The sequence below is a fragment of the Paenibacillus sp. CAU 1782 genome (genome assembly GCF_054551715.1).
This window is the reverse complement of sequence record NZ_JBTOLL010000022.1, coordinates 81,554-88,051: the sequence shown is the minus strand read 5'-3', so window position 1 is coordinate 88,051 and position 6,498 is coordinate 81,554. Positions and strand designations below refer to the sequence as shown.

Annotated in this window: 8 protein-coding genes; all 8 read left to right on the top strand. The window is 48.4% G+C overall.

Annotated elements, in window-relative coordinates; all coding sequences use genetic code 11:
* Positions 1–240 precede the first annotated feature (240 nt).
* The 8 genes from ACX93W_RS25035 (at position 241) to ACX93W_RS25000 (ending at position 6,439) form a co-directional block, all read left to right on the top strand.
* Positions 241–801 (top strand): helicase-related protein, encoded by a 561-nt coding sequence (locus ACX93W_RS25035; protein WP_459395098.1) that lies wholly within the window; start codon positions 241–243, stop codon positions 799–801.
* A gap of 19 nt (positions 802–820) precedes the next feature.
* The gene (locus ACX93W_RS25030) at positions 821–1,654 is read left to right on the top strand and encodes a ComF family protein (RefSeq protein ID WP_459395097.1); all 834 of its coding nucleotides are present in this window, start codon (positions 821–823) and stop codon (positions 1,652–1,654) included.
* 283 nt (positions 1,655–1,937) lie between these two features.
* A complete protein-coding gene (locus ACX93W_RS25025) occupies positions 1,938–2,360 on the top strand; it encodes a TIGR03826 family flagellar region protein (RefSeq protein ID WP_459395096.1) in 423 nt (140 codons plus the stop codon).
* Positions 2,361–2,467: 107 nt separating this feature from the next.
* A complete protein-coding gene (gene flgM / locus ACX93W_RS25020) occupies positions 2,468–2,737 on the top strand; it encodes a flagellar biosynthesis anti-sigma factor FlgM (protein WP_459395095.1) in 270 nt (89 codons plus the stop codon).
* Between the two features lie 26 nt (positions 2,738–2,763).
* Complete coding sequence (locus tag ACX93W_RS25015) at positions 2,764–3,261, top strand: flagellar protein FlgN (protein WP_459395094.1); 498 nt, start codon at positions 2,764–2,766, stop codon at positions 3,259–3,261.
* Positions 3,262–3,303: 42 nt separating this feature from the next.
* Positions 3,304–4,836, top strand: a complete 1,533-nt coding sequence (gene flgK / locus ACX93W_RS25010; protein WP_459395093.1) for a flagellar hook-associated protein FlgK — start codon at positions 3,304–3,306, stop codon at positions 4,834–4,836.
* Between the two features lie 113 nt (positions 4,837–4,949).
* The gene (gene flgL, locus ACX93W_RS25005; RefSeq protein ID WP_459395092.1) at positions 4,950–5,867 is read left to right on the top strand and encodes a flagellar hook-associated protein FlgL; all 918 of its coding nucleotides are present in this window, start codon (positions 4,950–4,952) and stop codon (positions 5,865–5,867) included.
* A gap of 2 nt (positions 5,868–5,869) precedes the next feature.
* Positions 5,870–6,439: a DUF6470 family protein gene (locus tag ACX93W_RS25000; RefSeq protein WP_459395091.1), complete on the top strand. Its 570-nt coding sequence runs from the start codon at positions 5,870–5,872 to the stop codon at positions 6,437–6,439.
* Positions 6,440–6,498: the final 59 nt, after the last annotated feature.

Here is a 6,498-nt window from a genome sequence, read left to right as displayed (position 1 = left end):
TAAACTTTTAGCCGGAGCGAACTTTGCAAAACAATTGGGGCTGCTATAGCCCCTTTTTCACTAACTTATCAACAGTTGTGCATAACTTATTGTATACATATTATGCTGTATGGATTCCCGTATCACGGCGATCCCATGCTTCATTATGCCGCGGGAAAATGCGGGTTGCCGGGCGGCCCGACCGTCCTGTTATCGGCTACGCCTCCGAGAGAAATGCAAGCAGCGGCAAGGAGCGGGCGTTTGGCGCATGCGCGAGTGCCCGTTCGTTACCATCGCCATCCATTGCCTGTTCCGAGGCTAACGGCATCTCCCCCTGTTGCGGCAATGCTCGCCGGAAGAAAGGTTCCGCCTGCCCTTTTAAAAGCATTGCGGGAATCGATTGAGCGGGGAGCGCAATGTTTTGTGTTTGTCCAGCGAATCGCCCAGACCGAAGAAATGGCGGCACTGCTTGCTCAAGAATTGCCATGTCGGCTTGTAGCCGCAACCTCGTCGCAAGACCCGGAACGGGCCGAAAAAGTCAAACGGTTCAGAGCTTGCGATATTAGAGTCCTGGTGACAACCACGATTCTGGAGCGGGGGGTAACGATTCCGCGCAGCGACGTCTACATTCTGGATGCCGACGGCCGTTTGTTCGACGAAGCCTCGCTTGTTCAAATGGCTGGCAGAGCCGGACGGTCAGCCGACGATCCTTTTGGCAGAGTCGCCTTTTTCGCCAAGGAACGTAATGAGTCGCAGCTACGTGCCGTCAGACATATTGCCGGCATGAATAAGACAGCCCGCCGCAAGGGTTATTTGCGATAGTAAAGGGGTGAGGTAAACAATGAGCTTAGATTGGTTTTATCATTTGACTTCCAGGTTTACGAGGAAAATACTGCATGAATCCATGGCATTGCTTGCGCCAGCGTCAACGGAATGCCTGGTCTGCAGCAAGCCCAAAAGGGCGGGGCGAAATCGGGATAGCAATCTCCCTTACGGGTATCCGGACTTGCCGCTTATGGCGGCATCTCTTTGCTCAAGCTGCTTAAAGTCCATCCCCTGGATGGCGCGCATTGTATGCCCCGTCTGCGGGCGCGGTGTTCACTGCGAAGATTGCAGTCGGAGAAGCCGGCGTTCTTTTGTCATGAATCGAAGCGCCGTAGCTTATGATCCGGCAATGAGGGAATGGCTTGCATTGTACAAATACCGGGGGCAGGAGCGGTTGGCGCCGTTATTGGGAGAGATGCTGCTTCCTGCCTGCGCTCTATTGATGCGTCAAATGGGGATTAAGAGATGGGACTTCATCACCTATGTGCCGGTCAGCGAGGAGAGGGCGACAGAGCGCGGCTTTAATCAGGCGGAGGAGATCGCGCGCCATTTAGCAGGGAATCTTGGGCTGCATGCATTGGCAACGCTCCAGCGTACCAGGCATGCCGGTAAAATGAGCTTTAAAACCAGGCGCGAAAGGCTTGTTGAAACAGAAAGCTTGTTTGAAATGAAGCAGCAAAGCAGCAGCTATGTCCGGCAAATAGCATTGGATCGAGGGAGAGGACTACATATTTTGTTAGTGGATGATATCTATACAACAGGCAGCACCGCGGAAGCCTGCGCAAAAGCGCTTCGGGATGGAAGCGGGGGGACCGCTGCTGTCTACGTGGCGACGTGGGCGAGATCCTGACCAAGCCTTAAATCTCTGCTCTATCGCCTGTAAATGCGTGATTCATAGGCAAAAAAATGATATACTGTTCCAAGAAGATTGCCGTATAGTAAAGGCACCGTCACTTGTGCAGGAACGGATTGTCGTTTAATTAATGAATTGTTTTTGGATTCAATCGTGAAATTATGTAATGCCGGAAGGATACGTTTTACCGGGAAACGCCTGCCGTTCATTTATGAAATGGCTTGCAATTTCCGTTAATAATGAAGTAGAGATATTTTTATTTTGTTAGGGGGATGAAATAATGAGTTTGGAAAATTGCCCTCGCTGCGGCCGGTTATTTAATCGGAGCTTTCGCGATGTATGCCCGGTGTGCATTCGGGATATTGATAGAGAATATCAGCTTTGCGCCGATTATTTGCGTCAGAACAAGGGAGCTATTATAAGCGAGCTTTCGGAAATGACAGGGGTCTCCATCAAGCAAATTACAAAATTCGTTCGCGAAGGGCGAATCTCCATCATGAATGCGCCGAACATGTCTTACCCTTGCGAGTCGTGCGGAACGTTGATCAGGGAAAGCAATTTGTGCGATGGATGCAGATCAAGGCTGACGAAGGATACGCGCAAAATGATCGACGAAGAGAGAAGCAGGAAGCAGGCAGATTCTCAGGGATCCAAAGCGGACAACTCCTACAAAGGGATAGACCGTTACAAAGACAGATACTAAAGTTTGTAAGCCAAAAACTTGCTATTCAATAATACAGCAAAAGAGCCGATAATACTTGCATAAGGTAATCGGCTTTTTTAGTTTCTGTAAATAATGAGGTGATGGAATTGAAGATAAATGAAAGCAATCGAATCGGCGCGGCTAATCTTTATCAAAAGCAAAACGAAATCAGGACCACGGATTCCCGGATTCCGAAAAAGAAGGACGAGGTTCAAATTTCCGCGGCCGCCAAGGAGATGTTGAGCACGAGCAAGCTTAATGAGACGGATAGAAGTCAACATATTCAAGGGCTCAAGCAATCGGTATCTTCGGGTACCTATCATGTGGATGCCGGAAAAATCGCAGAGAAGCTGCTTCCTTATTTGCGCGATAACTGAGAACAGCGGGACGGGGGAAAAGTCTGATGTTGATAGCAGGCATCATAGCTATTTTGCAGCAGCAGTTGGGGCTGTATGAGCGGATTTTGGAGTGCGAAAAAGGAAAAAAAGACCTGATTATGAAAAACGACGTGGTCCAATTGAACGTCCTGACCCAAAAAGAAAAGCTCCTTACAGCGCAAGCAGACGAGCTTGAAACCAAAAGACTGCTGTCTACCGCAAAATATTTCAAGGAAATCGGTTTCCGCAACCGTTCCGGCATTTTGTCCGACCTGATCAAATCCGTCAACCAGCCTGAAGAAAAGCAGGCATTAATGACACTGTCCAACGAGTTGACGGAAATGCTGAAGGAATTAAAGCACTACAACGACACCAACCAGCAGCTGATTCAGCAATCGCTGGATTATATCAACTTCTCGATCAGCCTGATGGTCGAGGACCCAAGCGAGGATGTGGTCTACCAGCATCCCATGAATCAATCGGGTGCCAATAAGCAAAGGACCTGGTTTGATTCCAGGGCCTAAAAAAAATGAACTTTTGAACACGCACATAAAGGGGATGAATGAATGAGATCGACCTTCCACTCACTGGAGACGGCAAAACGGAGCTTGTTTACCCAACAGGCCGCTATCAATACAGTCGGACATAATATTTCCAATGCCAATACGGAAGGTTATTCGCGCCAGAAGGTCAGCATGGTGGCCGCGCGACCTATTGATGCCTACGGCATGAACCGCTCCAATGCGCCGGGTCAACTGGGCACGGGCGTTGAGTTCACTTCCATTACCCGAATCCGGAATGCATTTCTGGATTTGCAATACCGTGAGCAAAATCAAGGCGTGGGCAGTCTTTCTATTCAAACGGATACCCTGAAAAAGCTTGAAGGCATCGTAAATGAGCCGTCAGATTACGGTCTTCGCGGCGTTATCGAGAAATTTTGGAGCTCATGGTCCGATTTGAGCAAGGACCCCGAGAACGTAACAGGGCGGGAAATCCTTGTTGAAACCTCCAAGGCATTGACGGACACTTTTAATGAGTTTAATCGTCAACTAACGAATATGCACGCAGACCTGACGTCCAATATTGAAGTAAAGGCCACAGAGGCCAATTCACTTCTCTCCACCATCTCTTCCTTGAACCAGGAAATTCGCCGCATTGAATCGTTAGGCGATGATGCCAACGACTTGCGCGATCAGCGCGACCTGATGAGCGATAAGCTGTCCAAAATCGTTAACATTACCGTATCGGAAACGGATCTTGGCTATAACATCAACATGGGTGCCGTGAACCTGCTTGAGGGCACAACAGTCAACCCGCTAAGCGCTGCGCAATTGGAGACGGCTTTTACAACCGGGGCATTAACCGGCGGCGAGGCTTACGGAATGATCGTGTCTCGCGATACTTATGTAACCGAGTTCGCAAAGCAGATACATACGCTGGCTAACACATTGGCTAATGGCGAGTTCGAGGTTACGCTTCCTGCGGGAACGGTAAAACCGGGTACAACAACGCCAATTACTTCCCCGGAGACGATCACGGTAAACGGCATTAACGGTCTGCACAAGCTGGGGTATACGCTTGAAGATCCCGCTGCGGCCGGTCTAGACTTTTTCACTTTTACAGCCGATCCCAATTCCTTAACGGGCTGGAGTTATGCGGTTAATCCTGTTATTGCAGCAGACTCCAATAAGGTTGCAACCTCGCTTCGGACAACGACAGATGCCGCGGGCACAACTGTGGTCAAAGGCAATAACGGCCTTGCGCTTCTGATGTCCGAGCTTCAGAATATCAAGTTTGCCTTTGATGAAACCGCTCAAGGCGGCGGTATTACAAACGCAACGATTAACGATTTTTATAGCGCGGTTGTTGGCGCGTTGGGCGTTCAAAGCCAAGAAGCGGACCGTCTCTATACGAATACGCAAACACAATTGGATCAGGTCGAAAGCAACCGGAAGTCCATTAGCGGCGTATCGTTGGACGAGGAAATGTCGGACTTGATTAAATATCAATATGCATACAGCGCGTCGGCGCGGTTTATGACCACCTTTGACGAGCTGCTGAACAAGCTGATCAACGGTACGGGCCGCGTAGGCTTGTAATGATGTAAAAGCGCATGTAGTGATGCGACTTCGGATATTCATCACATTTTTTGAGGCAAGGCAGGCTGCCTATACGATCAGCTTGCATACAAGGGCATAAGGAGGCAACAGCGATGACGCTTCGCGTTACCCAAGGCATGATGCATTTGCAGCTCATGCGCAATTTAAACCGCAACATGTCTCAGATGGATCAGATTCAGATGCAAACAACAACCGGCCGGAAGATCAACAAGGCATCCGATGATCCGGTAGGCATCACGTATTCTCTTCGCTATCGGGCAGAAATTTCCGCTAATGATCAATATAAGAAAAATGTTGATTCTGCGTTATCTTGGCTGGATTTTAATGATACGGTGCTTGGTCAAGCTGGAGATGTGCTGCAGCGCATTAAGGAACTTACTACTCAAGGGGCTAACGGAACGAACCCTGGTATCGCCCTCGAAAATATCAAAAACGAAATCGATCAGTTGAAAACCCAATTGATCGAAATCGGCAACAGTACAATTAACGGGAAATACATTTTTAACGGGGAGCAGTTCAATGAAGCTCCGTTTGATAAAAATGCTGCAGGCTTTGACGCAAAAACCGTTGATGCGGATAGCGGAATTGTCAACTACTCGATCGGAGCAAACGTAAGGATCGATATCAACTTTTCGGCTGCGCAGGTTTTTGGCAATGCTGATCCTACCGGTGACGGAGATAATGTCTTTTCAGTTATTGACCGTATTATGGCAGGGTTGACATCCGGTGATTACTCCGCGGTAAGTTCGGAGATTGGCAATATCGAATCCAGCATGGACCGTATGCTAAGTCTCCGGTCTGAAGTTGGCGCGCGGGTCAACAGACTTGAGCTGACTCAGAATCGTTTGGAGGATTTGGGCATTAACCTGACGGATATGAAGTCCAGAACCGAGGATGCCGATTTTGAAAAACTGTTGATCGATGCCCAAATCAACGAAAATATTTACCAGGCTTCCCTCTCAGTTGGGGCAAAAGTGATTAGCAAATCGCTGGTAGACTTTCTGAGGTAGCTATGAGACTTCCACAACTTGATATCAGGCAAACACCGGCTAGGCTGGATATTTCATCAAAGCTGGGCGAATATCATATTACTCAGAAAAAAGCTTCCATAGACATAAAAACGACACAAACGGTTATTGACGTCAAAACGGAACAACCGGTCGTTATGGCGGATATGACGAAAACGTGGGATGCTTTAAATGGCGGAGGTTCGCTTTCGTTTATGAACCGGCTGTATAATCAATTCGGCCAGTTCGTTCAGGATGCGATTAATCAGACCGTTCAGGACTACAATCAGATTGGAGACTTGACTCAGGCTACTGATCCCATTCCGAACATTGCCAGACAAAGCTTGTTTCGGAAACCGCCCAAACTGCAGGTGTACGGGGATGCCTCGGTGTTAAATTTGAGCTTTAATGTTCAAATTACACCGCCGGATATTCGAATAACGCCTGGCAAAGCCGAGGTTTCCATTGTTCCGAATAAGCCTGAAATCAACTATCAACGTGGCGGAGTGAACATATCCATGGCTCAATATCCGGCGGTTCATATTACATCGCCGCAAATTGATTTGACCCTGTAACCATGCCATAATAGAAATTAAAACAAGGAGCTATGAATCCATCGAGATGATCATAGCTT

What these genes read in the sequence shown, in the direction of transcription:
- ACX93W_RS25030 (WP_459395097.1), top strand. Translation starts at nt 821, where the DNA reads ATGAGCTTAGATTGGTTTTATCATTTGACTTCCAGGTTTACGAGGAAA.
- ACX93W_RS25025 (WP_459395096.1), top strand. Translation starts at nt 1,938, where the DNA reads ATGAGTTTGGAAAATTGCCCTCGCTGCGGCCGGTTATTTAATCGGAGC.
- ACX93W_RS25015 (WP_459395094.1), top strand. Translation starts at nt 2,764, where the DNA reads ATGTTGATAGCAGGCATCATAGCTATTTTGCAGCAGCAGTTGGGGCTG.
- flgK (WP_459395093.1), top strand. Translation starts at nt 3,304, where the DNA reads ATGAGATCGACCTTCCACTCACTGGAGACGGCAAAACGGAGCTTGTTT.
- flgL (WP_459395092.1), top strand. Translation starts at nt 4,950, where the DNA reads ATGACGCTTCGCGTTACCCAAGGCATGATGCATTTGCAGCTCATGCGC.
- ACX93W_RS25000 (WP_459395091.1), top strand. Translation starts at nt 5,870, where the DNA reads ATGAGACTTCCACAACTTGATATCAGGCAAACACCGGCTAGGCTGGAT.